General features: G+C 45.3%; 25 protein-coding genes. 21 read left to right on the top strand and 4 right to left on the bottom strand.

Annotation, left to right across the window (positions count from 1 at the left end; translation table 11 throughout):
• Positions 1–242 precede the first annotated feature (242 nt).
• The 6 genes from AWB54_RS06355 to AWB54_RS06330 all read left to right on the top strand — a co-directional run bounded on the left by AWB54_RS06355 (position 243) and on the right by AWB54_RS06330 (position 5,041).
• Positions 243–953, top strand: a complete 711-nt coding sequence (locus tag AWB54_RS06355) for a VanW family protein (protein ID WP_235811114.1) — start codon at positions 243–245, stop codon at positions 951–953.
• 1 nt (position 954) lies between these two features.
• Positions 955–1,701 carry a polysaccharide deacetylase family protein gene (locus AWB54_RS06350; protein ID WP_235811113.1) on the top strand — a complete coding sequence of 249 codons (747 nt, stop codon included), beginning with the start codon at positions 955–957 and terminating at the stop codon, positions 1,699–1,701.
• Positions 1,698–2,819, top strand: coding sequence for a D-alanyl-D-alanine carboxypeptidase family protein (locus AWB54_RS06345; protein ID WP_061213775.1), 1,122 nt, complete (start codon positions 1,698–1,700; stop codon positions 2,817–2,819). Before AWB54_RS06350 ends, AWB54_RS06345 begins: the two co-directional genes overlap by 4 nt.
• 217 nt (positions 2,820–3,036) lie before the next feature.
• Complete coding sequence (locus tag AWB54_RS06340; protein WP_061213774.1) at positions 3,037–4,305, top strand: M16 family metallopeptidase; 1,269 nt, start codon at positions 3,037–3,039, stop codon at positions 4,303–4,305.
• Between the two features lie 15 nt (positions 4,306–4,320).
• Positions 4,321–4,758, top strand: a complete 438-nt coding sequence (gene dut, locus AWB54_RS06335; RefSeq protein ID WP_061213773.1) for a dUTP diphosphatase — start codon at positions 4,321–4,323, stop codon at positions 4,756–4,758.
• 13 nt (positions 4,759–4,771) lie between these two features.
• A complete protein-coding gene (locus AWB54_RS06330) occupies positions 4,772–5,041 on the top strand; it encodes a YlmC/YmxH family sporulation protein (RefSeq protein WP_061213772.1) in 270 nt (89 codons plus the stop codon).
• Positions 5,042–5,045: 4 nt separating this feature from the next.
• On the opposite strand, the gene AWB54_RS06325 is transcribed toward AWB54_RS06330, so the two are convergent.
• Positions 5,046–6,494, bottom strand: a complete 1,449-nt coding sequence (locus tag AWB54_RS06325) for a TrkH family potassium uptake protein (protein WP_061213771.1) — start codon at positions 6,492–6,494, stop codon at positions 5,046–5,048.
• On the bottom strand, positions 6,491–7,843 hold the full coding sequence (gene trkA, locus AWB54_RS06320) for a Trk system potassium transporter TrkA (RefSeq protein ID WP_061213770.1): 1,353 nt from the start codon (positions 7,841–7,843) through the stop codon (positions 6,491–6,493). Before trkA ends, AWB54_RS06325 begins: the two co-directional genes overlap by 4 nt.
• Before the next feature lie 231 nt (positions 7,844–8,074).
• Here trkA and AWB54_RS06315 point away from each other — a divergent pair, with 231 nt between their 5' ends.
• The 3 genes from AWB54_RS06315 (at position 8,075) to AWB54_RS06305 (ending at position 10,390) form a co-directional block, all read left to right on the top strand.
• Positions 8,075–8,305, top strand: coding sequence for a helix-turn-helix domain-containing protein (locus tag AWB54_RS06315; protein ID WP_061213769.1), 231 nt, complete (start codon positions 8,075–8,077; stop codon positions 8,303–8,305).
• Between the two features lie 78 nt (positions 8,306–8,383).
• Complete coding sequence (gene guaB / locus AWB54_RS06310; RefSeq protein WP_061213768.1) at positions 8,384–9,838, top strand: IMP dehydrogenase; 1,455 nt, start codon at positions 8,384–8,386, stop codon at positions 9,836–9,838.
• An 87-nt stretch (positions 9,839–9,925) separates the two neighbouring features.
• Positions 9,926–10,390 carry an MgtC/SapB family protein gene (locus AWB54_RS06305; protein WP_061213767.1) on the top strand — a complete coding sequence of 155 codons (465 nt, stop codon included), beginning with the start codon at positions 9,926–9,928 and terminating at the stop codon, positions 10,388–10,390.
• A 32-nt stretch (positions 10,391–10,422) separates the two neighbouring features.
• Here AWB54_RS06305 and AWB54_RS06300 read toward each other — a convergent pair whose 3' ends face one another.
• Positions 10,423–10,629, bottom strand: a complete 207-nt coding sequence (locus AWB54_RS06300) for a small, acid-soluble spore protein, alpha/beta type (RefSeq protein ID WP_394326490.1) — start codon at positions 10,627–10,629, stop codon at positions 10,423–10,425.
• A 139-nt stretch (positions 10,630–10,768) separates the two neighbouring features.
• Between AWB54_RS06300 and AWB54_RS06295 the strand changes: the two genes are divergently transcribed.
• The 11 genes from AWB54_RS06295 to AWB54_RS06245 all read left to right on the top strand — a co-directional run bounded on the left by AWB54_RS06295 (position 10,769) and on the right by AWB54_RS06245 (position 23,442).
• A complete protein-coding gene (locus AWB54_RS06295) occupies positions 10,769–11,647 on the top strand; it encodes a radical SAM protein (RefSeq protein ID WP_061213765.1) in 879 nt (292 codons plus the stop codon).
• A gap of 62 nt (positions 11,648–11,709) precedes the next feature.
• Positions 11,710–12,336: a DUF47 domain-containing protein gene (locus AWB54_RS06290; protein WP_061213764.1), complete on the top strand. Its 627-nt coding sequence runs from the start codon at positions 11,710–11,712 to the stop codon at positions 12,334–12,336.
• Positions 12,337–12,939: 603 nt separating this feature from the next.
• Entirely contained in the window at positions 12,940–14,889 is a 1,950-nt protein-coding gene (locus AWB54_RS06285) for a transglycosylase domain-containing protein (protein WP_061213763.1), read from the top strand.
• A gap of 520 nt (positions 14,890–15,409) precedes the next feature.
• The gene (locus AWB54_RS06280; RefSeq protein WP_061213762.1) at positions 15,410–16,099 is read left to right on the top strand and encodes an AzlC family ABC transporter permease; all 690 of its coding nucleotides are present in this window, start codon (positions 15,410–15,412) and stop codon (positions 16,097–16,099) included.
• Positions 16,086–16,415 (top strand): AzlD domain-containing protein, encoded by a 330-nt coding sequence (locus AWB54_RS06275; protein ID WP_061213761.1) that lies wholly within the window; start codon positions 16,086–16,088, stop codon positions 16,413–16,415. The genes AWB54_RS06280 and AWB54_RS06275 overlap by 14 nt, the downstream gene beginning before the upstream one ends.
• A gap of 48 nt (positions 16,416–16,463) precedes the next feature.
• The gene (locus AWB54_RS06270) at positions 16,464–17,294 is read left to right on the top strand and encodes an MBL fold metallo-hydrolase (RefSeq protein ID WP_061213760.1); all 831 of its coding nucleotides are present in this window, start codon (positions 16,464–16,466) and stop codon (positions 17,292–17,294) included.
• Positions 17,295–17,426: 132 nt separating this feature from the next.
• A complete protein-coding gene (locus tag AWB54_RS06265) occupies positions 17,427–19,787 on the top strand; it encodes a Lon protease family protein (RefSeq protein WP_061213759.1) in 2,361 nt (786 codons plus the stop codon).
• Positions 19,780–20,103 (top strand): hypothetical protein, encoded by a 324-nt coding sequence (locus AWB54_RS06260; protein ID WP_061213758.1) that lies wholly within the window; start codon positions 19,780–19,782, stop codon positions 20,101–20,103. The genes AWB54_RS06265 and AWB54_RS06260 overlap by 8 nt, the downstream gene beginning before the upstream one ends.
• Positions 20,104–20,281: 178 nt before the next feature.
• Entirely contained in the window at positions 20,282–21,991 is a 1,710-nt protein-coding gene (locus AWB54_RS06255) for a methyl-accepting chemotaxis protein (RefSeq protein ID WP_235811112.1), read from the top strand.
• Positions 21,992–22,483: 492 nt separating this feature from the next.
• On the top strand, positions 22,484–22,666 hold the full coding sequence (locus AWB54_RS06250) for a DUF2197 domain-containing protein (protein WP_061213757.1): 183 nt from the start codon (positions 22,484–22,486) through the stop codon (positions 22,664–22,666).
• A gap of 14 nt (positions 22,667–22,680) precedes the next feature.
• Entirely contained in the window at positions 22,681–23,442 is a 762-nt protein-coding gene (locus AWB54_RS06245; protein ID WP_061213756.1) for an alpha/beta hydrolase, read from the top strand.
• Positions 23,443–23,530: 88 nt separating this feature from the next.
• Here the strand turns inward: AWB54_RS06245 and gltX are convergent, their stop codons facing one another.
• Positions 23,531–25,015 (bottom strand): glutamate--tRNA ligase, encoded by a 1,485-nt coding sequence (gene gltX, locus AWB54_RS06240; RefSeq protein ID WP_061213755.1) that lies wholly within the window; start codon positions 25,013–25,015, stop codon positions 23,531–23,533.
• Positions 25,016–25,153: 138 nt separating this feature from the next.
• Between gltX and yunB the strand changes: the two genes are divergently transcribed.
• Entirely contained in the window at positions 25,154–25,813 is a 660-nt protein-coding gene (yunB, locus tag AWB54_RS06235) for a sporulation protein YunB (RefSeq protein ID WP_061213754.1), read from the top strand.
• Positions 25,814–25,993: the final 180 nt, after the last annotated feature.

Genomic DNA, 25,993 nt, shown 5'->3' with positions numbered 1-25,993 from the left:
AAAAGGGGTTTTACAGGGAAACCATTATTTTTTTCAAGCAAAAATCGAATAGTAGTAGATGCCAAGGAATATGAATGTAGAAAAAAGCCGGGAGGAGTGAGAGCGATTTTTTAGGATTCCATACCATCAAAGTGAACGGCAGGGCTCTGTTTCTCTTATGCTTTTTTATCAGCATTTCGCTATTTACTGCCTGGCTAGATCGGGCGGAACGAAAAATATACGGAGTTAAACCAGGAGTTACTATGGCCGGAGAGAAACTGGAAGGCTTGCTCCCGGGTGAACTGCGTTTGCTGGTGGAAAATATGGCTCTTAAGGAGCAGAAACTACCTTTGGAACCGGCTTTAGACAAAGAAACAGGAGAAGTAATTCCCGAGCAGGAAGGCTGCATCGTTGATATTGAAGGCAGTGTGAGTACAGCTTTGCAGGCGGAAGAAGGCGAGAAGCTGGAATTGCTGATGCGGGCAATTCCCTCCCGTTATTCCAGCCGGGACTTGCAAAAAATAACCTTTAGCCGGGGCTACTTCGAAACCTGGTTTACCGGGACTTATCAGCGTTATACCAATGTTTCCCTGGCCTGCAGCAGTGTTAACAATAGTGTTCTATGGCCCGGACAGGAATTTTCTTTTAATGAAACAGTAGGTCCCAGAACGCCGGAGAGAGGCTATATGCCGGCACCGGTGTTTTTAATGGGGGCCAGCGAACTGGACTATGGAGGAGGGGTTTGTCAGGTATCAACTACGGTTTTCAATGCGGCTGAAAAGGCCGGCCTGATAATAATTGAGCGTCATGTCCATACCCGTAAGGTTTATTATGTAGCTGAGGGTAAAGATGCCACCGTAAGCTATGGAGACCTGGATCTCAAGTTTTCCAATAATACAGATAGTCCATTGATCATCAAGGCCGGAATCAACCGGGGCAAGGTTTGGGTAAATATTTTGGGGGAGGAAGATTAAAGTGAAAATATATTTTATTTCCCGGAAAAAACTAATAGTAATGCTGTTGTCCGTTTTGTTGCTGGGCCTATTTACCGCAATCTTACTTATGCGCGGGGATGACAGCAGTGTAGCTTCCCGGGTGCTTGATCCCATATATCAGGGCAATAGCGGAGAGAAAGCGGTGGCTATAGCCGTCAATGTGGATTGGGGCGAGGAATATATCCCCCAGATGCTCAAAAGCTTTAAGGAAAACCAGGCTGAGGTTACCTTCTTTGTTAGCGGAAAGTGGGCAGAAAAAAATCCGGAGCTTTTAAAAGAAATGAAAGCTGCCGGACATAGCATCCAGAACCATGGGTACAAACATTTGCATCTTAATAATATTTCAGCGGAAGAAGCCAGTGAGCAAATAAGAAAAGCTGAGGAGATTATTAATAGTACCGTAGGTGAAAAACCCCGGTTTTTTGCTCCTCCCTATGGGGAATATAACCAGCAATTGCTGAATGTGGTGGCTGCTTTGGATTATGAGCTTATTATGTGGAGCATTGATACGATTGATTGGCAGCGCCCTGATCCCGCCACCATCGTTAAAAGAGTCAGCAACAAGTTGCACAACGATGCCATCATCTTGATGCACCCTACAGATCCTACGGTTAAAGCCCTTCCTGCCATCTTGGAGAGAATAAAGCAAGACGGTTATAAAATGTTAACTATCGACAAAATTATTAATCAGAGTAAAGGAGATAATATTAAAGGAGATAATAATTGAGGGCTATTGGTAGGGAAATTAGATTTATTATACTATTGCTGTTATTAATGGGGCTAATAGCTTCTCCCGTAAATGCGTCTCCATATATCAGCTCCCCCTGCTATTGCTTGATGGATGGGGAAAGTGGGCAGTTGATACTTTCCAGTAACGGGGATGAAACTCGTCCTGTTGCCAGTACGGTAAAGATGATGACGGCCATATTAAGCGTTGAATATGCCAGTATGTATGAAGAAGCCACAGTAAGCAGCCATGCTGCCCAAACCCCCGAATACAGCATTGGTTTGAAGGCGGAGCAGAAGATTGCAGTAGGCGAACTGCTGAAAGTGGCTCTTATCCGTTCTTCCAATGATGCGGCCATGGTCCTGGCCGAACATATTGCCGGGGATGAGGGCTTTTTTGCCCACTTGATGTCCAAAAAGGCTTTTTTGATTGGAGCATCTAATACCCGTTTTAGCAATGCCTCCGGTCTCCCGGGTGGTGAACAATTCAGCACCTGCAATGATCTGGCTCAGATTGGCCGTTATGCTCAATCCCACCCCCAAATCAAGGAACTGGTGGCTACCCGGCAAAGCGAATTCAAGCATCCCTCTTATAGTCAGCCTTTAAGGATAAGCAATACCAATTCCTTGCTGGGCAGCTATCAGGGAGCTGATGGTATTAAAACTGGTACGGCCAACGCTGCGGGGAAATGTCTGGTGGCTTCCGCCACCCGGGATGGACGCCATTTAATAGCCGTTGTTTTAAAATCCAGCGATAGAGCAGGTGATTGTATGCGTTTACTCAATTATGGATTCAAGGAAAGCTATTATCAGCAAATAATCAATGCTTCTACTCCGTTTAAAGAATTACGGGTATTAAAGGGCCAAACTCCTAAGGTTAAGATATATCCAGCCCGGGATCTCTATCTCTGGGTAGGAGATAATAGCCCCGATATCGAGAAAAAAGTAAATATGAAATATGAACTGCAAGCTCCGCTGAGCAAGGGGCAAGAAGTTGGCAGCCTGGTGGTTTATGCTGATGGAAAGCTGGTTGAGAGCATGCCGCTGCTTTGCGGGGATAATATTACCCGGCAGGCCAATCTCTTCCAAAGGATAATTAAGGACTTTATTTTACCTTAACTGATTTGTAAGGAAAGTGAGGAGTGAGAGGGCGGAAGACGGAAGACGGAGGGCGGAGGGAGTTACTCTACTTGTGTATTTATTCAACCCGTCTGCATCAAAAGGAATTCTTGCAGTTGAGCCCTTAACTACTATAGTGAAAAAACTTGCTCTGCTATCTTTTTTGTCCTGGAATCGGATAGAATAAGATTATATGTTTTTACATGGAGGTATGGAAGTGATAAATACATGGTTGCTGGACAAGCAGGCCAGGCTGATAGTGGAGGAGATTCCCTATTTGAAATCGGCCGCTCTTGGGGTCTATATCAAACTGGGTTCCCGACATGAAAAGGAAGAAATGGCGGGAGCCAGTCATTTTATCGAGCATATGCTTTTTAAGGGTACCGAAAGCAGGTCCGCCCGGGATATTGCGGAGAGTTTTGAAGAGATAGGAGGGCAGCTGAATGCCTTTACCTCCAAAGAATTTACCTGTGTTTATGCCCGAACCCTGGATGAAAATATTTCTTCAGCTATGGAGATAATTTTTGATATGCTCTTTAATTCCACCTTTGCTACCCGGGATTTTGCCACCGAGAAAGAGGTAATTATCGAGGAAATAAATATTTATGAAGATACCCCGGATGATTTGATACACGATTTATTTGCCCGCAACCTCTGGCAGGGGCATCCTATGGGCTCCCCCATACTGGGAACCCTGGATTCGGTATCTGCTTTCAGCCGGGATGAAATATTTGATTTCTATAAAAAATGCTATGCTCCCTCCAATATGGTAATAGCTGTGGCCGGTAATGTAGATAAAAGCCATATAAAAGAGCAGGTGGAAAAATGTCTGGCCCGGCAACCACTCACTCAGGTAAATTGGCCTGAACCCAAGCCAACGGAGTATTCCAGTTTTGTAAGATTGCTGGAAAAGGAAACTGAACAGGTGCAGATTTGCCTGGGAGTTCCCGGGATATCATATTTTGATCAGAACCGCTATGTGCAGAATGTTATGAACAGTATACTGGGAGGAGGGATGAGTTCCCGTCTCTTCCAAAAAATTCGTGAAGAATTGGGCCTGGCTTATTCTGTTTTTTCCTCGCCCTCTACTTATTCCGATACCGGCTCTTATTCATTCTATATCGGTACCGGGCCGGGCAAAATAGCTACTTTTTTTGAGGCGCTGTATAATGAACTGGAGTTTTTTGTGAGCAGAGGGGTCAGTGAGCGGGAAGTAAGCCGAACCCAGCAATTGATCAAATCCAGCATGTACCTGGGTCTGGAAAGCGTAATGAATCGCATGAGCCGCCTGGGCAAGTCTTTATTGATGTATGACCGGGTAATTCCGGTTGAAGATGTAATCCAGGAAATCCTCGCGGTTGATGCCGGAAAGGTGCAAGGCTTCTCTTCCAGCATCCTGCAAAAACCGGCTTTTTCCCTGGCGGCCATTGGACCGGCTGAGGTCCTTCCACAGGTGGAGAAGGAATTTCGCAAATGGTGGGGCTAGAAAGGAGAGGAAAAGATGAAGGTGCTTTTTACCCGCTTGCACTCCCATGACCTGCCTTTGCCGCGTTACATGACCCCGGGTTCCTCGGGTTTGGATCTCTATGCTGCTGTAGATGAGGAAATATTGATCCCCAGCGGTAAAATCGTGTTGGTTCCCACCGGCCTGGCCCTGGCCATACCGGAAGGATATGAAGCCCAGATACGCCCCCGCAGTGGATTGGCCTTGAAGTACGGTATAACCCTTTTGAACACCCCTGGTACTATTGATGCTGATTACCGGGGAGAGATAAAAGTGATTGTCATAAATCTGGGGGACAAAGACTATATTCTAAAAAGGGGCGAAAGGATTGCCCAAATGGTTTTTTCTCGGGTGGAAAAGGCCGAATTTATGGAAGTTAAATCCCTGGATGAAACCTTGCGCGGGTCGGGGGGATTCGGTCATACCGGTATCTGAAGGAGGGTTTTTGGTGCGGCTTAATGAGCTGGTGGGAAAAGAAATGGTCAATATATATGACGGGATGCGGATGGGAACAGTAGGGGACTCGGATATGCTTATTGATGAAGAGAGCGGTTTGATTATTTCTATCATACTTCCTAACCGCAACAACGCCTTGAACTTTTGGGTAGACCGGCAAAAAATGGTCATTCCCTGGGAGGCGGTGAAGAAGATTGGCCGCGAGGTAATTGTAGTTGATGTGAACAATACCCATATGCGACTGAAGAACAACTCGCTGTAACAATTTATTCCCGCCAGAAATCGGGGAGGAAGAGGAGGAGCAGGGGATAGATTTCCAGGCGCCCGACCAGCATCAGGAGGCTAAGAAGGTATTTACCGCTATCGGCGATAAATGAGTAATTGTCCATAGGTCCCACTTCTCCCAACCCGGGACCGATATTGCCCAGGCAGGAGGCGGCAGCCGTTATGCTGGTAATCAGGTCGACATCCAGGCAGCTCAGGCCAATGGTTCCCAGGGCCAAAAACATTATGTAGAGAAAGAAAAACTGCAGGACATTGATTAAGAGGCTATCACTTATTATTCTGTCGTTAAAATGCAGGGAAATCACCGCTTTGGGATGGATAATCCTTTTTATTTCGATAATTGACCGGTGCAGCAATATCAGGTAGCGGCCTGGTTTGATGTTTCCACCGGTTGATCCCGCACAACCTCCCACAAACATCATTAGGAAGATAATGCCCAGGGCCATATTAGGCCAGAGCTCAAAATCAACACTGCTGTATCCCGTGGTGGTAACGATGGTAACCACCTGAAAAAAAGCCGCCCGTACTTTGCCTTCGGTAGAAAGCTCACTCCCGCCAAGGCTAAGGGAAAGAGTAACTAAGAGACTGGCAACAACGACAATGGCGGTATAAAAAAGGAACTCCCGGTTTTTCAGGTAAACCTGCAAATTGCGTTGTTTAAAACCCAGATAGTGCAGAGTAAAATTGACCCCGGCGATGAACATAAATATGGTAAGGGTCCACTGAATGAGGGGGCTGTTATAATAACCAACGCTGGCATTGCGTGTAGAAAAGCCCCCGGTAGCCATAGTGGCAAAAGTGTGGCAAAGGGAATCGAAGAGATCCATGCCGAAGAGGTAAAGCAACAGCGTACAACAAACACTCAAGACGATGTAAGTTATCCAGAGTTTTTTCGCGGTTTCTCGCACGCGGGGGCTGATTTTATTGGCAACTGGTCCTGGAACCTCGGCTTTAAACAGGTGGTTGGCCTGGGCTCCCATACCGGAAATAATGGCCACGAAAAGCCCGATTATACCCATGCCTCCCAGCCATTGGGTAAGGCTTCTCCAAAATAAAAGGCCTTTGGGGGTAGCTTCCACATTGCTTATTACACTGGCTCCGGTGGTAGTAAAACCGGAAACGGTCTCAAAAAAAGCATCGGCAAATGAAGGCAGGCAACCGGTAAAGATGTAAGGGAGGCTGCCAAAGAGGGAGGCCAGCAGCCAACCCAGGCTGACAATCACAAAGCCTTCTTTGTAATGAATGGCCTGCTTTTCGGCAGAAAAAACCAGTAAGAGCCCGGTGACAATAGTTACTCCAGCGGCCAGGCTAAAGGGGATTATTATTGATTCCCGGTAATAAAGGGAACAGAGCACACTCGACAGCATGGAGATACCGATGATTAAAATAATTCTTCCCAAGTAGCCCAATATTACACGAGTTCTAATCAAAAGAGCCAGGCCCCCTTGAGAAAGAGTTTTTCCACTTTGGGCAGGTCCTGGGGCAGGGTAAAAACAATAACCCGGTCAAAGGCATTAATCTTGAAATTGCCATCGGGGACTATAACCTGCTCTCCCCTTACCACTGCGCCTACCACTGAACCGCGGGGAAATTTGATATCCTGAATCTTTTTGTTAACCGCTATCGAACCCGGCTGGGCAAACAGTTCCAGCATTTCCGCCTTCTCTTCGCCCAGAATCGTTACGGAAACAATATCTCCTCGGCGAATGTATTTTAATATAGCACCGGCGGTAAGAATACGGGGACTGAGGACAATATCGATGTCAATCTGCTCAACCAGGGGAATAACCTCAAAGCGTTTGAGCTGGCAGATGGTGGTTTTAACCCCCAGGTTTTTGACAATAAGGGAGCAGAGCATGTTAATCTTGTCGTCATCGGTTACCGCCACAAAGATATCGGATTGGCCTACATTTTCCTCATCCAGCAATTGATAGTCGCTGCCATCCCCGTGAATTACCAGGGTATTATTGAGTTTCTCCGATATTTTTTCGGCGCGTTTCAAATCCTTTTCAATTATCTTGATATTTATTTTTTGCTCTTCCAGGATTTGAGCCAGGTGGTAACCGGTACGGCCTCCGCCCAGTATGGTAACCTGGTTGATTTTCTGGCGATAAAAGCCCAGGAGCTTTTCCACTTCAACAATGTCAGAACTTTGAGCCATTAAATTGATGTGGTCACCCGCATAAAATGTATCCTGACCCCGGGGAACTATCGTCTTATGGTTGCGAACTATAGAAACGATATTATAGGGTAAAGAGCTATCCGCATCTGTTAGCGTTTTCCCCACCAGAGGCGAATTTGGCTGAATGCGGAGTTCTACCAGTTGCACCTTGCCCTCAGCATAGTAATCCACATTCAAAGCCTCTGGATTTTTAACAATCTGAGCAATGTGAAAGGCAGTAACCCGTTCCGGGTTTATGATGAGGTCGATGCCCATAAGCTGATTTAAGGAGATGTGTTTAAGCTCCAAATATTCAGTATTGCGCACCCGGGCAACAGTAACCCTGGTGCCGTACTGCTTGGCCAGCATACAGGCCAGCATGTTTAATTCGTCAAATTCAGTTACGGCTAAAAGAATGTCCGCTTCCCTTACCCCGGCCGCCTCCAGCACCGAAAAGCTTGAAGCGCTGCCATTGATAACCTGAATATCCAGGGTGTCTTCAAGAATTTGCTGCCTTTCCGGAGATTGCTCGATTACCACTACATCGTGGTTCTCTTCGGAAAGCATCTCCGCCATACTGAATCCTACTTTTCCTGCACCGATAATAATTGCCTTCATAAGCTTACCACCTGTAAAACAAAATTATAACTAATAATCCTGCTCATATTACTCAGTTAACTGCGATTCTATCATATTTTAATATTTTGGGCATCTTTTTATAATAGATACATGTACGGAAGGCGGAGGGCGGAAGACGGAGTGGTCGTCAGGCACATGATAAAAGACAATAATGGCATAATAAGAAAAGTAAGGAGTGAGGGCAAAGGGTGAGTTTAGGAGGTGCGATAGATGGAGCGAAACAAAGGACAGGGTTCTTTTCCGCCCTGGAGCAGGATAGCTTCTTTGGAGGAAATGAGCCGGGAAGCGGGAGTTGATTTTGATGAACTGTTGGATTGTATAAAAAACGGAAAGAGCAAAGAGGAGATGGCGGAGAAATTTCGGGTTAGTGAAGAAACAGTGGAGTCTCTTCATCAACACTTCCTTCACTATGGAATAAGTTCGGTAATGGGTGGAGATTAAGCATATTATTAAGGGTTCACCTTGAAAAATGCTGAATAATAGGATACTATATTCTAAATTTCTAAAGGGGGCCAGACAATGAGTGAGAAATTTGGCAAAGAAGGTCTCACCTTTGATGATGTGCTGCTCGTTCCGGGAAGGTCTGAGGTTCTCCCCCAGGATGTTGATGTCTCTACTATGCTAAGCCGTAATATAAGGCTAGGGATTCCTATTTTAAGTGCGGGGATGGATACGGTTACTGAAATCAGAATGGCTATTGCTGTGGCCAGGGAAGGCGGCATTGGCATAATTCACAAGAATATGTCTATCGAAGAACAGGCTAGAATGGTGGATCGGGTAAAACGTTCCGAACATGGCATTATTACAGATCCGTTTTTCTTGTCGCCGGATAATACTATTCGGGATGCTCTCGATATCATGGAGCACTATCATATATCGGGAGTGCCTATTACTGAGGGGAGCAAGCTGGTTGGGATTATTACCAACCGGGACATACGCTTTGAAACCGATTTTACCCAACCCATAAAAAATGTTATGACCAGTGAAGGCCTGGTTACTGCGCCGGTAGGTACCAGTATGGACCAGGCTATGGATTTGCTCAGGAAATACAAGATAGAAAAACTCCCCTTAGTTGATGATAATTTTAATTTAATGGGCTTAATAACCATTAAGGACATCGAAAAAACCTCAAAGTATCCCAATGCGGCCAAGGACCAGCGGGGACGATTGCTGGTGGGAGCGGCTGTGGGCATAGCCCATGATACCCTGGAACGGGTGGAATGCCTCAAAAAAGCCGGGGCGGATGTTGTTGTAGTGGATACGGCTCATGGCCATTCGCTAAGCGTAATAAGAATGGTAGCCACCATCAAGAAACAATTTCCAGATATCGAGCTTATTGCCGGTAATGTAGCTACGGCGGAAGCCACCGAAGAATTGATAAAAGTGGGGGCTGATGCCATAAAGGTGGGAATTGGTCCGGGCTCTATTTGCACCACCCGGGTAGTAGCCGGAATAGGGGTTCCTCAGATAACTGCCGTTTTTGATTGTGCCCAGGTAGCTAAAAAACACAATGTACCCATAATTGCTGATGGCGGCATTAAATATTCGGGGGATATCGCCAAGGCCATTGCCGCCGGTGCAGATACGGTAATGCTGGGTAATCTTTTAGCGGGAACTGATGAAAGTCCAGGCGAGACACAGATATACCAGGGTAGAAGCTACAAGGTTTATCGTGGAATGGGGTCTTTGGGAGCTATGGTACAGGGCAGCAGTGATCGTTACTTCCAGGAAGACGCTCACAAACTGGTTCCCGAAGGTATAGAAGGTCGTATCCCCTATAAAGGTTATGTATCTGAAACCATTTTCCAACTCATCGGGGGGCTAAAAGCCGGTATGGGTTATTGTGGAGTGAAGAATATCGAGGAAATGCAAAGCAATACCAGTTTTATTCGTATTACCAATGCAGGTTTGATTGAAAGCCACCCGCATGATATATCCATTACCAAAGAAGCTCCAAATTACCAGGTAATATAGTAAGAAGACGGAGGACGGATGGCGGGGTAAGGTGTAGGTTGCAGTGTCAAAAGGACCGTCCCCTTGACACCCGGCTGGGGGGTTAGTATGGAGATTTGGGTCGGGCGCATAGTATTGGCCGCTATTATGGGATTTATTTTGGGTGTAAGTACTGACAGGTCGATATCCACTACCCGCACTTATGCCATCACCTGTATGGCGGCAGCTCTGCTTACGATTGTTTCCAATGAGTTTTTTAGAAACCTCGGCCATCCATATTACAGCGATCCGGGTAGGCTTTCGGCTCAAATCATATCAGCTATAGGATTTATTGGCACCGGGTTGATTTGGATGGCGGAAGACAAGCCAAGCGGCAGCGGGCTTTCTCTGGCGGCCAGCTTATGGATAACGGCTATTTTAGGAATGTTGATTGGTGCAGGGTTGCAACAAGCCGTGGTTCTGGCCACATTCTTGGTAATAATTATTATTTGTTTTTCCGATCGCCTGATTAGATGTAAGGATTATTTATGGAGAATACTATCGGGAAAACATAGAATAGATAAGGGGGAATAATCCCCCTTTTGAATGCGGGTTATTTCGGTTTATTACAGCTGGTTGGAGATACTCCTCTCGGCCATTTCGATTGCTTTACTTACCATGCTGCCACAGTCTCGGGAAGATACAGCACCCCAACCCTGAGTTGACACGAGCTGGTCAACTCCAAGTTCACGGGCAATTTCATATTTGAGCTGTTCGGACATCAGGCCTCTTTTACGGCTCAATCGAAAAACCTCCTTAATTCCCGCACCCATTTAGTATTTTGTGATAATATAATTAGAATTATGGCTAGATTTTAAAGCTTTATTTGTAAAGTGTTTCACAAAATACGACTTATTGTATAAACTTAAATAAAGCCAAGGAGGTAATAATTCATGAGAGAGGTAATAATTCATGAGATATGAAGGAAGTGTTTACCGTCCACCCAGTGAGGCCAGGAGTTATATCCTGCAGGTCACTTTAGGTTGTTCTCATAATAGATGTACATTTTGTTCCATGTATAAAGACAAGAAATACCGGGTCAGGTCGTTGGATGAAGTAATGGCCGATATTCGCATGGCTAAATTATACTATGGAGACCTGGAAAAGGTCTTTCTGGCTGATGGAGATGCACTGGCGGTGGAAACCGGTGATTTAGTAAAAATAATTGCTGAGCTTAAAAAGAATTTTTATAGCCTCAGGCATATCGGGATTTATGCCAGTCCCGACAGTATCCTTTCTAAAGAGATGGAGGAGCTTAAAAGATTAAAAGAGGCGGGGCTTACTATTGCTTACCTGGGTGTGGAAACCGGAGACCCCGAACTATTGAAAGATATTAAAAAAGGAGTTACTTATGAAGAGATGGTTGAAGCAGGAAAAAAGATTCGGGAAGCTGGTATTCTCCTGTCAGTTACAGTCTTGTTGGGTTTGGCAGGGAGAACTCCGCAAGCAGTTGATCATGCCCGCAAAACAGCTCAGATCCTGAATGAAATGAATCCCGACTATGTTGGTGCTTTGACCCTGATGCTGGAGCCGCGTACACCTCTGTACCGGCAAATGCAAAGAGGGGAATTTGAACTGCCCGGTCCTTTTGAAATACTAGACGAAATGCGTATTATGATAGAAAATTTGGAACTCGAAGGAACAGAATTTCGCAGTAACCACGCTTCCAATTACCTGCCTATCAAAGGAAGGTTCCCGGAAGATAAAGAAAATATCCTGGCCTTGATCAATACCATAATTAACCGCAATGATGCCAGTTATTTGCGCCCCGACTATTTAAGGGCACTCTAATAATAGGACTCAATAATAATTAATCTCTTTATATGCAAAACTCAAATCAGGGGGTGGAACAATTGCGTTTATTCGGCACCAAAGACGAGCAGCTGTTTATGTTATTCAGTGAAAGCGCCCGCGTAGTAGTAAGAGGTGGGGACATATTGCAAAATGTGGTCAATGATTATAATGATCTGGATATTAAGATGGCGAAATTAACCGCCATGGAACATGAAGGAGATCGGATTATTCAGGAATTGATACGGCGCTTGAACACCAGTTTCATTCTCCCTTTTGACCGGGAAGATGCTTTTCAACTGGCGCAGAAACTGTCCACAACCCTTGATTATATCACCGGGATTATTGACCGTATGATTTTATATAAAACCGGACGACCCAACAAGAGGGTAAAAGAAATGGTAAACGTTCTCTGTGAAGCTTTGCTTCTGCAGGAAAGAGCTTTAAAACTGCTGCAAAGCTTAGAGCACAATAAGAGAGAAATCCTGGAATGCTGTGAAGAAATAAGACAGTTGGAAAGAAAACAGGATAATCATTATCGGCAGGGTTTGGCCCTTTTATTCGAAAATGAAGAGGAACCAATTGTTATAATAAAATGGCGCGAGGTCTATGAACATATTGAAATGGCTCAGGATTATGTTCAGGATGTGGCGGAATTAATCAGTAATATTTGTGTCAAGTATTCTTAATATTCTTATGCCTTCAAGAAAGGCGAAAACGGGTTATCAGTCGTCAGTCATCAGTCGTCAAACATCGGAAGGGGTAGGGAGTTGTTTCCTATCCCTTCTTTTTTATATAACAAGCGCTTTATTGATTCCGCTGCAAAAAGTAATAATTATGCATTTGCTTGCATAAATATTCCGCTCGCAGTCTACGCATGGGCAACACCAACGGCTCGACTCGCAGCTCAAGGGGTACCGCGCCAATCTCCCGTCCATGGGAGGTGGCGCTCTCGCGACATCCTGTCGCTCGCCCCCTTTCGCCTGCTCGTCTTCGCCGGTGCAACCTTAATAGTGACATCCGAAGGATGGAACATCAGGAGTACCCGAAGGGTGAAGCATCCATGCTTCGCCAACGCTCGCTTTGCATATTTATACAACCCTATGCAACAAAAAGGGGTTTTTGCAGTAGAACCTTTATTCAATCCTCCGTCTTCCGTTATACCGCCTGCCGCACCGACCTCAATCTTCCGCCCTCCGTCTTCTGCCTTCCGTCTTCCGTCCTCCGTCTTCCGTTATGCCAGGGATAAAGATTATAAAACTGGGGTATTTTACTAAAAGGAGGGATACTATTTGCGTAAATTTATCCTTAGCAGCATAATTTTGGCCCTGATAACTTGCCATACTGGCTTTACATGGCCTTTGCCCCGCATTGAAGTACCCCAGGCATCGGTGGTATATGATGTTAATGGAGAAGCAATAAAGGGACTGGGAGAGCAAAACCGTATTAATATTGAGCTGAGTGAAATGCCGAACTATTTCATCAAAGCCGTTATCGCGGTGGAAGACAAGAATTTTTACCAGCACCATGGTATTGATATGGCAGGGATTCTAAGGGCCATCTATGTAAACATCCGGGAAAGAAAGATTGTAGAAGGCGGAAGTACTATAACCCAGCAGACTGCCAAGAACCTTTTCTTGAGCAATGAACGCACTTTTTTGCGCAAGTTTAAAGAGCTTTTTTATGCTCTGGAATTAGAGCGTCAGTATAGCAAGGATGAAATCCTAACCATGTATTGCAATACCATCTACTTTGGCCAGGGGGCCTACGGCATCGAAGTCGCCGCCCGCACCTTTTTTGGCAAAAGCGCCCGGGATTTAAGCCTGGCGGAGTCAGCTCTTCTGGCCGGTATTCCCCGCTGGCCCAGCAACTACGATCCCTATATCAATCCCGAAGCAGCCAAAAAGCGTCAATTGGTTGTGCTGCAACGGATGCAGGAAGAAGGCTATATTGATGAAGAAAGCAAAGCCCGAACCGCGGAAGAGAAGCTCCAATATAAGAAAACCAGTTATATTAAAGGGGAAGCCCCCTATTTCATTGCGCTGGTAAAGGATTATTTGAGCAAAAAATATGGAGAGCAAATGATATATCAAGGGGGATTGAAGGTTTATACCAGCCTGGACCTCTATATGCAGCGGGCCGCCAACCAGGCCTTGCAGTCAGGTTTGGAGAACTATGATCCCAATTTACAGGCAGCTCTGGTGGCAGTGGATCCCGGCAGCGGAGGGATCCGAGCGCTCATTGGAGGAAGGGACTATGCCAGTTCAACCTTCAACCGGGTTTTTTCCAAGCGTCAACCAGGGTCGACCTTCAAGCCCTTTATGTATTCACTGGCTCTCTATTCCGGTTTTACTGCCGCTGATAAAATAATGTGTGAAGAAGTGGAGTATGAATTACCCAACGGTGATATTTACCGGCCTGGCGATTATGGCAAAGAACCCTATCACTGGCGCGAATTTACTTTGAAAGAGGCGGTAATGAAATCGGATAATGTGGTTGCGGTTCGGGTAAACAGTATCTTAGGTCCAACGGCTGCCGCCAGCTATGCCGAAAAGTTTGGTTTCAGCAATATTCAACCGGTGCTTTCGCTACCTTTGGGTGCCAGTGAGGTCAGACCTATAGACATGGCTTTAGCCTATGCAGTTTTTGCCAACCGCGGCATATATAGTAATGCCAACTACATATTAAAGGTAACGGATAGAAACGGAAAGGTCTTAGAAGAAAATTACCCCCAGCAGAGAAGGGTAATTGGGGAGGATAATGCCTATATAATTACTAATATCCTGGAAGGAGTCCTGGAAGCGGGTGGAACGGGGGCCCATCTGCGCAACATCATTGGAGATAGGATTGCTGCAGGGAAAACGGGAACTACCGATGAATTCAAGGATGCCTGGTTTGTTGGCTTTACCCCCCGTATTTCTTGTGCGGTTTGGGTGGGTTATGACAAAAACCGGGATGTTAATATTTCCGGTGGGGTAATTGCCGGGCCGATCTGGGCTCATTTTATCGAGGGAGCTTCCCGGAGGTTGGCGGAAGGTGATTTTTATCGTCCGGATAATATAAGATTGCTCAATATCTGTTTGGATAGTGGGCTGGTTGCCAGCGAATCCTGCCCCCGGCAAGTGGAAATGGCCTTTGTAGCGGGCAGCGAGCCCGAAGATATCTGTTATGAACACCGTGAAGAAGATGATTGGAGCATGGATGATGGTACCTTTCCCTGGTGGCAAAGCTGGTCTCCATAAAGGTGGGAGATCGGGAAGCTTGTTAAAGATGAACCAATAATGTTTGAGCGTTACTTTTAAGCCCATATTGCCTATATTATGATTCTACTGCAAAAAGTTATTAATATTCATTGGCTTGTATAAATATACCGCTCGCAGTCTTCGCATGGGCAACACCTGCGGCTTGTCTCGCGGCTCAAGGGGTACACGCTAACCTCCCATCCATGGTCGTATAGCGCTCTCGCGACGTCCTGTCGCTCGCCCCCTTTCGCCTGCTCGCCTTCGCCGGGCGTTGCAACCATGCTTCGCCAACGCTCGCTTTGTATATTTATGCAACCCTTATGCAACAAAAGGGGTTTTCGCAGTGGAGTCATATTATATATATCCAAATCATCAGATAGTCCCTGATTACAGCTTATCCATATTACGATTTTCTCATTGCCAATTTATTGCTGGCTAGCTCTGGCCCTTAATGGTAGAATTTCCTTAGCTGTCCTTTTTTGCATTAAGGGCTTTAGCTTATTTCAAGAAGGAGAAAAAAATGTGTAATATGGAGCTCCGGGAAGGTATAAAAGATTCAATCCCCATTGTTTTAGGTTATTTGCCTCTGGGTTTCGCCTTTGGTGTTCTGGCCACGGAAGCCGGAATGAATCTGCAACAAGCCACGGCTATGTCTGTATTGTGCTTTACCGGTGCCGGGCAATATATAGCCATCGGGGTTATGCAGGCGGGAGGGGCAGTAATTACGGCTATTCTGGCCAACCTTTTAATAAACCAGAGATACACCCTTTTTGCTACTTCCATGGTCCCCTATTTAAAAAAGCTCCCTACCCGCTGGGCGGCCTTTTTATCCTATGGCCTCACTGATGAAACCTATGCCGTAGCCATGAACCGGTACCGGCAACGCGAAGCCAGTATTGCATATATGGCGGGACTGAACCTGACTTCACATTTATCCTGGATCGGCAGTACTATTTTAGGGGCCTGGCTGGGCAGCATGATTAGCAATACCGAGCGTTTTGGCTTGGGTTTTGCTTTACCGGCTATGTATACTTGCCTTCTGGTTTTTATGGTGAACAAAAAAAGTGATGCTCTGGTAGCAATTATCGCTGCTCTGGTATGTATCTTAACCGGCTATTTGCTGCCTGAATCCATGAAGAACCTGTCTAATATTATTATTGCTACCTTAATCGGGGCCAGTTTGGGGATGTTGATTGATGAGCGCAACTAGCATTTACTTAATGATAATGGGGGTTTCCCTGGTCAGTCTTTTGCCGCGTATATTGCCCGTAGCCATACTGTCACGCTTTGAATTTCCTGAAGCATTGAAAAGATGGTTATCTTTTGTCGCTCCGGCGGTTCTGGGAGCATTGACCGCCTTGAGCATAATCGCCCCCCGGGGTAATATAGATATTAATACCGGAAATATTTACTTATGGGCTTTTATACCTACATTTTTGGTAGCTATTAAAAGCAGAAGCCTGTTCTTCACTCTGCTTACCGGTATTTTAAGTATGGCCTTTTTGTATAATTATTTTAGTATATGAAGTAAAGCATAAACGATAAGAAGATCTTATCAAAGGAGGAGTCAAATAATGAATGCGCTGGTGAGCATTCTGGTGGAAAATACTACTCCGTCACCGTCCTTGATTGGAGAGTACGGCTTTTCCGCTCTGCTGGAAGTGGATGAGAGAAAAATCCTCTTTGATACCGGCAGCAATGATGCCCTTTTTAAAAATGCAGAAAACCTGGGAATAAACCTGGAAGAAGTTGAAGCACTGGTTATCAGTCATGGCCATTTTGACCATACCGGGGCGGTAATCCCTTTTTTACAGAGATTTGGTCCCAAAAAGCTTTATCTCCATCCGGATATTTTTTCTCAGCGTTTTTTACAGATGAAAAAGGGCTTGGGCCCGAATATTGGCTGTCCCTTTGAACCAGAGGATCTAGTGAAAAATGGAGCCGAAATAATCTTTATTGATAGTTTTAGCGAAATCATGCCCGGGGTTTTCATCAGTGGAGAAATACCGCGGAGAAACAGCTTTGAAAATACCGGAGGCAATTTCAAAGTCGCTACCGGCCATGGCTTAGTTGAAGATAAGCTGCTCGATGATATGGCCTTGCTGGTAGATCATCCTGAAGGCCTAATTATAATCAGCGGATGTGCTCATTCAGGGATGATAAACACCATAGAATATATTCTGGAAAGAACTGGACGTTCCAAGATACTGGCTTTTATTGGAGGAACCCATTTGATAACGGCTTCCGAAGATAGAATGGCCCAAACCATTGCTGTTTTGAATATGATGGATATTGAAAAAATTGCCGTTGGCCATTGTACTGGTTTCTATGCTGCGGCCCGGTTATTAAATGAACTTGGTCCCAGGGTAATTAAGGCAGATACGGGTATGAGTTTCTCTTTTTAACATGTGCTGCAAGTAAATTATACGGGGGTATGATTTCTGAATCTGAATAAATATAAAGTAAAAACCAAAGATTTAAGAAAGAATTGCAATCCGTCTATCTTTAAATTCAATTCTACCGCTGAGATTGAGCCCTTGCCTGGTATCATCGGTCAGGAACGGGCTTATCGTTCCCTGTCAATGGGTGTGGATATTGAAAAGCAGGGTTATAATGTATATCTGGCTGGAGCCATGGGGACGGGCAAAACCACCCTGGCATGGGAAATATTAGGGGAAAAGGCAAAAAAGGAACCCCCTCCCCCTGACTGCTGCTATGTGCATAATTTTAAAAATCCGGATTGTCCACGGGCGTTACTCTTGCCTGCAGGCATGGGAAGCAGTTTTAAAAAAGACCTGGAGGCCGGAATAGACCGGGCCATAAAAACTTTGCTCAAGGCTTTTGAAAGCGAAGAATACGAGTATGAAAAAAACGCGATATTGGGTGTTTTTGTTGATGAAACCAATAGAGTGTTTATGCAGTTGGACGAAGAAGCACACAGCTATGGTTTTACCATAAACCGTAACCAGAACAGCATCAACAGCGTTCCTCTGAAAAACGGCGAACCCCTCAGCCAGGAAGAATTCATCTCCCTGTCGGAAGAAGAGCGGGCCGAGATAATGAAGAAAAGTGCTATTATTCAGGAAAAGCTTAACCAAGCTTTTCGTCATTTCAAGGAATTGGAGAAAAAAATTAAAGTAAAGGTCAAAGAGCTGGAAAATGAAACTGCCAGGTCGGCACTGGCACCATTTTTCGCTGAACTGTTTGAAAAGTATCGTTTATGCAAAGAACTGGTGGAACATATCGAAGCTGTACAAGAGGATCTCCTGGCCAACTATGAAGTTTTTGTTCAGCCGGAAGAAAAATCCCCTTTAAGCCTGTTTCGGCTAATTGACCGCAGGAGTTCGTTGCGGCGCTACCAGGTAAATTTAATAGTTGATAATTCAGAATTGAAACACTCCCCCGTAGTCTTTGAAAGCAATCCTACTTATGCCAATCTTTTTGGACAGATAGAATATGAAGGAGAGTTTGGGATCCTGGCTACAGATTTTTCCAAGATTAAAGCCGGAGCCATACACCGGGCCAATGGAGGTTATCTGATTCTAAGGGTTTATGATGTAGTTAAAAACTACTATGTATGGGATGCTCTCAAGCGCTGTCTTATCAACCAGCAAATAGTGGTGGAAAACCTGAACCGGATGTTGGGTATAAGTAATACGGAGACTCTGCAACCGCAGCCCATTCCCGCCCGGCTTAAAGTGGTATTGATTGGGGAACCGCTGTATTATTATCTCCTTTATAACTGGGATGAAGAATTCAAACGGCTTTTTAGGATCAGGGCAGATTTTGATATTGAAGTGGGAAAAAGCCGCAAGCGCATTAAAGAATATGCCTGCTTTATCAGTTCCGTATGTCGAAAGGAAGGTCTGAAACATTTTGACCCGCAAGCAGTTGCTGCTGTGGTTGACTACGCTGCCCGTCTGGCGGAAGATCAGAATAAAATTTCGACTATGCTGAATAAAGTGGTGGAAATAGTGATTGAGGCTGACTGCTGGGCTAATTATGAAAGAGCGGAGCTGGTTGGCCTGGAGCATGTAAAAAAAGCCATAAGGGAAAAAAAATATCGTTCTTCCCTTTTGGAAAATAAAATTCAAGCAATGATGGTTGAAGAAAGTCTAATAATTAATGTAAAGGGCAAGAAGGTGGGAGAACTTAATGGCCTGGCAGTATATGAAATAGGGGACTATGCTTTCGGTAAGCCGGTGCGTATCACCGCCAAAACCTTTATGGGAGAAAAGGGATTGGTAAATATTGAACGAGAAATCCGTATGAGTGGGAATATTCACAGTAAAGGAGTTCTTACCTTGAATGGCTATCTGGGAGCTAAGTATGCCCGGGAAAATCCTCTAACCCTTTCGGCCAGTTTAACTTTTGAACAAAGTTATCAGGGAATTGAAGGAGATAGTGCCTCCAGTGCCGAATTATTTGCATTATTATCCAGCCTAGCGGATCTTCCTATTAAACAAGGAATTGCAGTAACTGGCTCCGTCAATCAAAATGGTGAAATTCAGCCGGTAGGAGGCATTAACCAAAAAATCGAAGGATTTTTTAGACTTTGCCAAATGAAAGGTTTGAATGGAGAACAGGGAGTTATTATACCCAGGAAAAACTTATCCCAGCTTATGTTAGAAGAAGAGCTGGTTGAAGCCGTAAAAAAACGACAATTTAGCATATGGGCTATTGAAGATATTGATGAAGGTCTGGAGATACTTATGGGCAGGCCAGCTGGAAAAAGGGAAGAGAACGGAAGATTTTCGCCGGACAGTGTTCATGCTCTGGTAGACCAGAGATTAAAGGAATGGAGCAGCAGAAAAAGACGGGAACTTGTATTGCCGGATAGGGCTATCAATGAGCGTCGTCGCCCTCGAAAGAGCAGAAGGAGGAAAGGCCATGAGTAAAGGCAGAATCTTGGGGGGAATACTGCTGATTCTTCTTTTACTGTTTAACAGTGGCTGCAATTTTGAGGGCAAGAGGCTTTTCCAGTCATCCTCAGCTCCTGAGGAGCAGCTTATTAAAGTACGGATAGTTTTCACTGACGATCAAGAATTGGAAACCTATATAAAAAATTTGGGTATTGATGAAAAGGGCAAGGTTTATGTAGGAGGCTCTTCTTTGAGCTATTTCTATGATGCTAATGGTAAGGTTCTTGGTTCTTACAACTATCAGCGGGTATTATATATAGAAATAATCCCGGAGAAAAACAAGGAAAAATAAGATTTTTGTGGAATAGTGTCAAATAAAAGAGCGGCGTACCAAAGAAGCAAGAAAAGTGAGGTGTATAGAGTAAGTCTCGGGGGTGCCCTTTGCAGCTATTGCTGTTTTTGCGAGCCAGGGAGCTGATAAGAAACCAAGGAAAGAAATAGTGGGAAGGAGCGGGGGTATTGTGAGTTTAATGGCTAGAGTAGAAAGGTTGCTGCGATTATTAGATGTCCGCCTGCGATTAATGCTGGCTTTTACCCTGATTGTAGCGGCGGTAACGGGTTTAATGGGGTTCTATGCTACCTATGTTATGTCGGATAAAATCGTATTTACGGCCCAGGAGAAACTTAAATCTGACTTAGCCTTAGGAAGACAGATTATAGAGCTAAATTTCCCGGGGCAATGGGAAGTAATCGATGGCAAGCTCTACAAAGGCGACATTTTAATGGAGGAAAACTACGATGTAGTAGACAAAATAGGCAGATTAACTGGGGATACGGTGACTATTTTTAAGGGAGATACCCGGGTATCTACCAATGTTATGAAAGATAACCAGCGGCAGGTAGGGACTCAGGTTTCGGAACAGGTAGCAGATGCTGTCCTGAAGAAAGGTGAAACTTACATAGGCAGGGCTAACGTCGTAGGCACCTGGAACGAAACGGCCTATGAGCCCATAAAGAATGCAGCCGGGCAGACGGTAGGCATCTGGTATGTCGGGGTTCCGGCTACCCCCTACGATGAAGCGGTAGGGCATTTCCGCAATTCTATGGTCACTTACTCTATAATCGGAATATTAATAGGATTCTTAGCGGCTTTCCTTATAGCTGCTAGTGTGCATAGGCCCCTAGACAGGATTAAGGTTGCGGTAACTGAAGTTAGCGGGGGTGACTTGACCCAGAAGGTACCGGTATTTGGTAAGGACGAACCCGCCCAATTAGCTCTGATGGTTAATTCGATGGTAGAGAAGATATCGGAGCTTATCGGCAAGACCCGGCGATTGGCGGAAAGCGTAGGCGAAGCCAGCGGTATTCTGCTGCAGACCTGCGAGATGAGCAGCACCCAGATGCAGGATATGACTGTTAAAGCTAATGACATGAACAATAGTGCCAATAGCCAGGCTGATTTAACTGATCGCTCTAAAGTGGTCATAGGGGAAATGTCTGAGGTTATCCAACAGGTAGCCCGGAATTCGCAGGAAGTATCTTCCTCGACCATGGTGGCTAATTCCAAAGCCCAGGAGGGGGAGAAACAGGTAGAGAAAGCGATAGAGCAGATGGGTGTAATAAGCCATACGGTCAATTCTACTGCCCAAATAGTTCAGGGCCTGGGTGAAAAATCGCAAGAAATCAACCAAATTGTCGATTTGATAACCAATATAGCCAACCAGACCAATCTTTTGGCCTTAAACGCTGCTATTGAAGCGGCCCGGGCGGGAGAACAGGGTAAAGGATTTGCCGTAGTAGCGGAAGAAGTCCGCAAGCTGGCGGAAGAATCCGGGGAGGCGGCCAAGCGTATTGCCGGTCTCATTAAGGAAGTGCAGAATGAAGCTGTTCGAGCCGTCAAGGCTATGGAAGAGGGAACTAAAGAAGTAGCTTACGGGACAGAAGCGGTAGCCAGTGCTGGCGAAGCTTTTGAATTGATAATCAAAGGGGTCACCGAAATTAGCGAAGAGATTCAAGAGATGTCTGCGGCCAGTGAAGAGATGGCAGCCAGTGCGGAAACCGCTCTCGAGTCCATAGAGAAGACCAGTGCAGCTGCCGAGGATAATCTGGGCTATACCCGGATGATTGGCCAACTGGCCGAAGAACAAATGGCCAGCGTGGAAGAAGTCAACGCTTCTATCGAAAGCTTAAATAAAATAGTAATAGAAATGGAAGAGGCTATTTCCTATTTTAAAGTTTGATTTGGCTAGTAAGAAAAGTGAGGAGTTAGGGGTTTAGTTTATTTTCTGCTGCATCTTACCGTTCAAGCCCCTACCAACTCAATTTTCATCGGTGGTTGTGGCCCCGGCCATGGGGGGTTAGTACAAAAATATAATTCCCCCCTATTTTCATCAGTGCTTGTGTCTTTTGGCTCGGTTATGGGGGATTAATATGAATTGCTAAGAGTTTTGCGGCCCGTTCTTATGTTTAGAATGGGCCATGTTTATTGGAGGGAAATCTTGGCGAAGTTTGCAGTTGAAGAAAAACAGGATGGCTGAGGGGCAGGCTTGCGAAATAGTCTCTTCAGATTTACTAAGAGTTCTGTTACTATAGATTTAAGTAGAATGAGATGGGGATAAGCTTAGTAGTATTGACCTAGGGGAAAGAATAAGCAAGAATACCCCAGTTCGAGCGTCTTTTTGTTCAGGAATGCTTATCGCACAGACTAGTAATTCAGGGGAGGTAAAAAAACTATGAAGCAAGTTGCGGCGCGATGCCTGCTTTGTGGTAAAACCTATGATGTAGAGGAAGACCACAAGGATTTTAAAAAACTAAGCGAGCAGGCTAAAGAAGTTCCTAGTTTTATCTGTGATTTTTGCAGTAACCGGGTTCGTCATGAATCAGATGAAAAAAGGAAAGAAAAGAAGCCGATTTAATTTGGAGGATAGCTTTGGAAAACCTCAGAATAAGAAAATATGATGGTCAAGAACTGGCTGCTCTGGCTTTTATCCCCGTGGAGCCAAGCATGGTATTGCTGGTAGCTCACGGTTTTCGCGGAGCTAAGGAAAACGGGGGCAAGATATACTCCTTTGCTTCCCGCCTGCAGGAACTGGGAATAGCAGTGTACGCCTTTGATTTTATAGGCAGCGGGGCCAGTGACGGCAGTTTTGCCGATATAACTCTCTCTCGCCAGGCCGATGATTTGGCGGTTGTAATGGATTATGCCTATAAAAGACATCAACTCCCCCTGCTGTTATTAGGGAGGAGTTTTGGCGGAAGTACGGTCCTGGCCAGGGGGAGCACGGACCAGAGGGTAGCTGGCTTCATACTCTGGTCTACCCCGGTGATGTTAAAGGACTGCTTTGCTCGCATAATGGGCTCTGATTTTAATAAACTGAAAAAAGGACAGAGCGTTCGCTTCCAGGATGAAGCCGGGGAATTTGCATTAAATCCTGGTTTTGTGCAAGATTTCGATTTGCATGATATGGAGCACTACCTGGCCGCAATTGCTTCCCGGCCAGTTCTCATTGTACATGGAAAAGAGGATGAAGCAGTAGACTTTGCCAATGCAGAATACGCAGCCCGCCAACTTACCAATGCCTGGTTATATCTGGTAGATCAGGCTGACCACCGCTTTACCTGGCTAACGAAAGAAAGGGAAGACATAACCATCAACTGGCTTCGCGAAACATTCTTGACAAGGGGACGCTGACAGGTTGACAAGGGGACGGGGTTGTTGACACACTCGCTTGCGGGTGTGTCAACAACCCCGTCCCCTTCACCCTTCAACTCACTTTTCGTCAATGGTTGGGGCCCTCTGGGCCATGGGTGGTTAGTTGGGCAATGAAGACCAGAGCTTTTTCCAGCCGGGAAATACATTTTTCCTGTCCCAGCACTTCCATCAGCTCAAAAAGTCCCGGAGTTGCAGTACGCCCGCTTAATGCCAGGCGGGTGGGGTGAATCAAATCCGCCGCCTTTATTTCCAGTTCCTGAGCCCGCTGCCGGAAAGCTTCTTCCAACTCTGCTGCCGAAAAGGAACCCATGTTGGAGACGATCTCCAGAACTTCGCTCAGCATGGTTGAGGCTTTTTGCTGTCCAAAGTGCTTCTTAACGCCTTTTTCATCATATTGCTTAACTTCTTCAAAAAAATAACCAAGGGCATCCAGGAGCTCATCCCGGGTTTTAGCCCGGTTGCGTACTAGCTCTACCGCCTGCTGGAAGTAATCAGAGTTATCTTCATTTAGCCATCCCCGTTGTCGGGCCTGGGGCGCAAGCAAGGTCATCAAGTTTTCTATATCAAGCCGCATCATATATTGACCATTCATCCACGCCAACTTCTCCAGGTCATATATAGCCGGGGATTTGGAGATATGCTCCAGGGAGAATTCCCGCATCATTTCTTCGCGATTCCAGATATCAATATCTTTGCCAGTTGACCAGCCCAGAAGTGCCAGGTAATTTACCAAAGCTTCGGGAAGATAGCCCTGGTTTTTGAACTCCTGAACCGAAATCGCTCCGTGCCTTTTGGACAACTTGCTCCGATCCGGCGCCAGAATCATGGAAAGATGAGCAAAAGAAGGTTCTTTAAATCCCAGAGCTCGATAAATGAGCAGTTGGCGAGGTGTGTTCGAAAGGTGTTCCTCAGCTCTTAACACATGAGAAATCTGCATGCTAAAGTCATCAACTACCACGGCAAAATTATAGGTGGGCCAGCCATCAGATTTGGCTATTATAAAATCATCAAAAAGAGCATTGGAAAAACTTACATCTCCCCGAATGAGGTCTGGAACTATTGTATTACCATCTAATGGAACTTTTAGACGGATAACCGCCGGCTTTCCCGCCTGCAGCATTTCGCTGGCTTCTTCCGGTTTTAATGCTCTACACCTGCCCCCGTATTTGTAGTCCCGTTTTTCCTGGGCGGCCTCTTCTCTCTCTTTTTGCAAATCCTCCGGGGTGCAAAAACAATAATAAGCCCGACCAGAATCCAGAAGTTCTTGCAGGTAATGGGAATAGATATCACCCCGTTCACTCTGGCGGTAAGGCCCCAGCGGACCACCAATATCCGGTCCCTCATCCCAATCCAGACCCAACCAGCTTAAGCCTTCCACTATCCCCTGGGCTGAATCTTCACGAGAGCGCCTGAAATCAGTATCCTCAATGCGCAAGATAAATTTCCCACCTTGCTGCCGGGCAAACAGCCAATTATAAAGGGCTGTACGGGCTCCCCCAATATGTAAAGCCCCCGTTGGACTGGGAGCAAAACGAACCCTTATATTTCTCATAAATCAGCATCACTCCTTTACCAGTATAGTCTAGTACAAAGCCCCGCAATTTTCAAAGGGCTGGCCTCATCTAAATTGTTAACACTTCAGGCACCAAATGTAACTACTTTTCATATATTTATAGAGCGGGGTGATAGAATGTTTGGACCCAGAATCAATTGGCTTCCTATAGTGCTGGTATTAATTCTTTTTGCTTCAATAATAATGACCCTGGCTTTACTGGATTTTGAGCTGAAGTCCAGCATTCTGGCTATTGCCAGGTCCAAAGCCCAGATTCAAGCTGTGGAAAGTATAAACCAGATAGTCGCTAAAAAGATTGTTGCCCAGATCCAATATACCGATATTGTTTATGTTCACAAAGATGAACAGGGCAGAGTGGTTTTAATTCAGCCCAATACCATAGAACTTAACCGGCTCATGACCGAAACAATGGTAGAGGTTACCCGGGCTATGAGTTCAATGCAGGAAAATACTATTAGTATCCCTTTAGGCCAGCTTACCGGCTCAAGAATCCTGGCCGGTTACGGACCTAAAATTAAAGTAAAAACCATTCCGGTTTCACAGATAAATGTAAATATATTAAACAAATTTGAACAGGCTGCTATCAACCAGAGCCGCCATCTAATATATTTTCAGATTGAAGGGAGAATAAAAGTAGCAGTACCTTTCCTGGATGATGAGGTTAAGATTTCAACCACCATACCCCTGGCAGAAACAATAATAGTGGGCGAAGTACCCAAGACCTATGTAAATTTTTCAGGATCGGGAAGCGGATTAAACTCCCTGTTGGGAGAATAGTATTAGCATTAAATACGGTATCAGGACGATTTATAAAATTTACGATTTCTAAACTTGACAGAGGAAAAGGGGCATGATATTATAATTCTTGCGCGCAAGCAGGCAGCTTGAAAGCGCAAAGCTCTTGATAAAACTGAACAGCAAGACTAGAAGTGCGAAAAAGTTAGATAAGTCTTAAGA

It is taken from the genome of Syntrophomonas wolfei subsp. methylbutyratica (assembly GCF_001570625.1).
GTDB lineage: Bacteria > Bacillota > Syntrophomonadia > Syntrophomonadales > Syntrophomonadaceae > Syntrophomonas > Syntrophomonas methylbutyratica.
The sequence above is the reverse complement of the archived record's forward strand: the minus strand, read 5'-3'. Positions and strand labels throughout refer to the sequence as shown.

Coding starts and splice junctions, on each gene's coding strand:
- AWB54_RS06305 (WP_061213767.1), top strand. CDS start 9,926: ATGGAGATTTGGGTCGGGCGCATAGTATTGGCCGCTATTATGGGATTT.
- AWB54_RS06295 (WP_061213765.1), top strand. CDS start 10,769: ATGAGATATGAAGGAAGTGTTTACCGTCCACCCAGTGAGGCCAGGAGT.
- AWB54_RS06280 (WP_061213762.1), top strand. CDS start 15,410: ATGTGTAATATGGAGCTCCGGGAAGGTATAAAAGATTCAATCCCCATT.
- AWB54_RS06270 (WP_061213760.1), top strand. CDS start 16,464: ATGAATGCGCTGGTGAGCATTCTGGTGGAAAATACTACTCCGTCACCG.
- yunB (WP_061213754.1), top strand. CDS start 25,154: ATGTTTGGACCCAGAATCAATTGGCTTCCTATAGTGCTGGTATTAATT.
- AWB54_RS06300 (WP_394326490.1), bottom strand. CDS start 10,629: ATGGGTGCGGGAATTAAGGAGGTTTTTCGATTGAGCCGTAAAAGAGGC.
- dut (WP_061213773.1), top strand. CDS start 4,321: ATGAAGGTGCTTTTTACCCGCTTGCACTCCCATGACCTGCCTTTGCCG.
- AWB54_RS06315 (WP_061213769.1), top strand. CDS start 8,075: ATGGAGCGAAACAAAGGACAGGGTTCTTTTCCGCCCTGGAGCAGGATA.
- gltX (WP_061213755.1), bottom strand. CDS start 25,015: ATGAGAAATATAAGGGTTCGTTTTGCTCCCAGTCCAACGGGGGCTTTA.
- AWB54_RS06260 (WP_061213758.1), top strand. CDS start 19,780: ATGAGTAAAGGCAGAATCTTGGGGGGAATACTGCTGATTCTTCTTTTA.
- guaB (WP_061213768.1), top strand. CDS start 8,384: ATGAGTGAGAAATTTGGCAAAGAAGGTCTCACCTTTGATGATGTGCTG.
- trkA (WP_061213770.1), bottom strand. CDS start 7,843: ATGAAGGCAATTATTATCGGTGCAGGAAAAGTAGGATTCAGTATGGCG.
- AWB54_RS06275 (WP_061213761.1), top strand. CDS start 16,086: ATGAGCGCAACTAGCATTTACTTAATGATAATGGGGGTTTCCCTGGTC.
- AWB54_RS06250 (WP_061213757.1), top strand. CDS start 22,484: ATGAAGCAAGTTGCGGCGCGATGCCTGCTTTGTGGTAAAACCTATGAT.
- AWB54_RS06255 (WP_235811112.1), top strand. CDS start 20,282: ATGGCTAGAGTAGAAAGGTTGCTGCGATTATTAGATGTCCGCCTGCGA.
- AWB54_RS06355 (WP_235811114.1), top strand. CDS start 243: ATGGCCGGAGAGAAACTGGAAGGCTTGCTCCCGGGTGAACTGCGTTTG.